Source organism: Nostoc sp. MG11, assembly GCF_014904695.1.
Taxonomy (GTDB): domain Bacteria; phylum Cyanobacteriota; class Cyanobacteriia; order Cyanobacteriales; family Nostocaceae; genus Komarekiella.
Genome location: NZ_JACXXN010000135.1, coordinates 1 through 3,382 on the forward strand (window position 1 = coordinate 1; position 3,382 = coordinate 3,382).

General features: G+C 38.2%; 4 protein-coding genes. 3 read left to right on the forward strand and 1 reads right to left on the reverse strand.

Annotated features, from left to right (window positions below):
- Positions 1-356 precede the first annotated feature (356 nt).
- From HCR01_RS37340 to HCR01_RS37355, 3 genes are all read left to right on the forward strand, one after another.
- Complete coding sequence (locus HCR01_RS37340; protein WP_193200920.1) at positions 357-629, forward strand: hypothetical protein; 273 nt, start codon at positions 357-359, stop codon at positions 627-629.
- A 175-nt stretch (positions 630-804) separates the two neighbouring features.
- A complete protein-coding gene (locus tag HCR01_RS37345) occupies positions 805-1,269 on the forward strand; it encodes a hypothetical protein (protein ID WP_193200921.1) in 465 nt (154 codons plus the stop codon).
- Positions 1,270-1,750: 481 nt separating this feature from the next.
- Positions 1,751-2,707 carry a hypothetical protein gene (locus HCR01_RS37355; RefSeq protein WP_193200923.1) on the forward strand — a complete coding sequence of 319 codons (957 nt, stop codon included), beginning with the start codon at positions 1,751-1,753 and terminating at the stop codon, positions 2,705-2,707.
- A gap of 285 nt (positions 2,708-2,992) precedes the next feature.
- On the opposite strand, the gene HCR01_RS37360 is transcribed toward HCR01_RS37355, so the two are convergent.
- Complete coding sequence (locus HCR01_RS37360) at positions 2,993-3,316, reverse strand: hypothetical protein (RefSeq protein WP_226890072.1); 324 nt, start codon at positions 3,314-3,316, stop codon at positions 2,993-2,995.
- Positions 3,317-3,382: the final 66 nt, after the last annotated feature.

Below are 3,382 nucleotides of genomic sequence, written 5' to 3' on the forward strand. Positions count from 1 at the left end.
GATTGACTTTTTTGCACAAGCACTGCTGGCTAATTCTAATAATTATCTGTCTCGCCCATCTCTGCTTCCTAAATATTAGACCTGAATCCTTACATTTCCTTTTAGGGTTTTGGTGAAGGGGCGATCGCGTAGTTTTCCAGGCTTGGCGATTGCCCTTTTGATTAGTTTTAGTGAACGGTTTCCTTAACCACCACTAGACATATAATAACATTTGTCTAGTGACAATGTCTAGCATTGTAGTCTAGTATGTAATGAATATTTCTGATCAAAGTTCTGTCTAGCGAGTTGTCTAGCTTATAGGTAATTTTAAATAGTCAATTAGTGCTAGCATCAAGTCTAGTGATGAGGCTAGTACTATGAGCGAAAAAGAGAGACTACAGTTAAATTTGCGTCTGGACGGCTACAGAGAATTATATGAGGCAGTAAAGGCGGAAGCAGCCAGACAAAACACCAGTGTTAACAGTTTTGTTATCAATGCCTTAAAGTCTTCTGTCGGCTGGCAACAAGAAGAACCGCCTTCCAATCAGTCTCCACTTTCTCTGGAGGTAATTCTAGAAGCAGTAGAAAGCAGACTAGACAACATACTAGATGAAAAAATACAAGAAAAGCTGGGGGAGCTAGCCGCCTGAGAGAAAAAACTTTATCTTCCTCTCAGGAATCACAGCTAGACTTTCAAGCAATCCGCTCGCGCATCCTTGCTAAACTCAAGCTAGGTAAGCAGTCCTCAGCAGCTAAAGCGATTGATGCTTTTATCAAAGATCTATGTGATAAATAAACTTTAATATTTAGCAGAGGATTAGTTGTATGCAGGAGCAAGAGACGTTAGAAACTTATATTCAAGCGATTGCAATATATGAAACTGCTCTCAAGTTTGCTCCCAATGACTTTAAAATCAACAAGCGCAAAGGCATGGCTTTAGAAAAGTTATCCCAGCTACAGTTTTGTCTTGACCAAAATCAAGATGCAATCGATACTTTAAAGCAAGCGATAGCAACTTATGAAACTGCATTTGATCAAACTCCCGATGATATCCTTAACATCAGTTATCTAGGGATGATCGTAGAAAGATTAGCACACCAACAGTCGAGCCAGAAACAATATAGCGAAGCATTCGTTACCTACCAGCAGGCTGTTGCCACTTACGACAGTGTGCTAAAGCTTGTTCCAAATGACTATTGTAATTATGTACTTAAGGCTGGTGCATTCACATCCTTAGCTGATTTACACTTCAGCCTGTCACAGTATACAGAGGCACTTGATAGCTACTAACAGGCAATCGCTTGCTACGATGCCTCACTATTGCTCAAACACATCAAGCCTGTTGAATTCGACAAGGCTCGGACGTTACAGAAATTAGGTGAGTGTTTTCAACAATCAGCGCGGAAACAACAAGCGCTTAAATGTTACCAAGCGGCAATAGAAATACTCAACCGCTTGTTACCACTAAATGATAAACATATTCGTTATTTAGAACAACAGATACAAAAATTTAATCAGCAACCGTGAAGTACCAGCAGCGATCACTTGAATGAAATTGGTAGAATTTGCTCTGTACTGAATGGCATACTTGTAAAGCGCTAAATCTTGGTGTTACTGACTTTTCTTTTGGGTGTAAGAGTGTGACTTTAATCTTAGCTTGGGCAGTCAAATTATAAAAGCGCTTTTTGCACAAAAGATTCAAAAGGTTATAAAGCAAGTATAATCTATCATATTTGCCATCTCGCATTGTTCGATTTCTTACAAAGAATTTATGTTTTCAAAATTTTTGAATAAACGCTTGGAAAGATTTTTTGTAAAACTTTATGAGTCTTGGTATGAAAATTATAAAGGATTAACAAAAAACCCTAGATGGCTTCTGATGCGTAAAACCGCTCGATTTAAGATTATTCGCTCTCTAGTGAGATATTTTTTTCGAGATAGAGTTAAATCATATTTTACTATCAATACAAGCAATTCTTATTTTGCAGACATAGATGTAGATAAAGTTATTAACAACTTGCAAAGCCAAGGATTATATTTAGGGATTAATTTGCCTGAATCCGTCGTTCAAGAAATAGTTGAATTTGCCAAAGCAACACCCTGCTATGGAAATCGTCAGCCAGAGTTCGGTTTCTTTCATCACCAAAAAGAATACATAGAAACTCAATTAGGAAAACGTTTTGTAGTTGCTAATTATTTCAACACAGCTTTACTTTGCCCAGCTATTAAGAAGCTACAAAACGACCCCAAATTATTAGCAATTGCTGCTAGATACTTAAATGCTCAACCAGTACACTTAGGAAACGATATGTGGTGGAGTTTCGCGGGAGATTTAAAGTATCACCAAAAAAGTAAAGCCGCTCAACTTTTTCACTACGATCTAGACGATTATCACTTTCTAAAGTTTTTCTTTTATTTAACTGACGTAGATGAACAGAGCGGTTCTCATGTCTGCGTTTGTGGGAGTCATAATAATAAGAAAATGTCACACCTTTGGCAAAGAAATGGAGAGAGAGAGCAAGATATTATCGATTATTATGGTTTGAAATCTCTAATAAGTATTTGTGGCAAAGCAGGCTTTGGATTTGCTGAAGATCCACTTTGTTTTCATAAAGGAATCACTCCTACTCATAGAGACCGCTTAATACTGCAAATAGAATTTGCAACAACCGATTATCGGATGCAGAATGACTTCCAAGAAGCTGATTTACTCAAATGTCTTCAATAGCATTTCAGAAAGTAAAACTTAGTCACCTGAAGATATTTTTGACTAGCTTGGCTATCCTTAGTCCGAAAGACCTACTAACATTACACTTTAGACAACGGTAATCGTAAGCAATCGCGTGCATAGTGAGCCGCTAGTGATGACCAGATCATGGTGTCGTTGCCAAGCCCGCTGTTTTGCGTCAGCAGTAGGATCTAACTCTTGTGCATAGCAGAGAGTAGTTTGCAAGTTTTGAGTGGCTAAGAGGTTTCAGTGTGTGGTTAATTCACGAACTCAGTATGATCATTCCTACTCGCATGAGACATCAGAATTGTTGCTAGGTGGGCAGTCTTTCTTAACTTGTGGTATAAAATTAATTTTGAGAACAGGTTCAGTAGAGGGAGCTTGCCTTTGCCTGAGAAGTTGAATTTCTCTGTCAATTGAATCTTTTCCTTGTCTGAAAAAGTCTTGAGAGCCAAATGGAACCAAGTCACGAGATAAATTTTGAGTTTGTGCTGGAGTCAGAGGAGAGAACTGTTGCTTACCATTAGCATGAGTCTGCCCAACTAGTAAAATAGCCGTTGAAAGCAGCAGGGCTTTTATTTTTAGGTTGCTGGTAAATGTCGGTTTCAAAATGATTGATGCCTTTGTTACAGAATGCTAATTCAAACCATCTTGTATTGGTCTGACTATAAGCAA

Excerpts from the sequence above, each read along its gene's own strand:
- HCR01_RS37355 (WP_193200923.1), top strand. The coding sequence starts at position 1,751 with ATGTTTTCAAAATTTTTGAATAAACGCTTGGAAAGATTTTTTGTAAAA.
- HCR01_RS37345 (WP_193200921.1), top strand. The coding sequence starts at position 805 with ATGCAGGAGCAAGAGACGTTAGAAACTTATATTCAAGCGATTGCAATA.
- HCR01_RS37340 (WP_193200920.1), top strand. The coding sequence starts at position 357 with ATGAGCGAAAAAGAGAGACTACAGTTAAATTTGCGTCTGGACGGCTAC.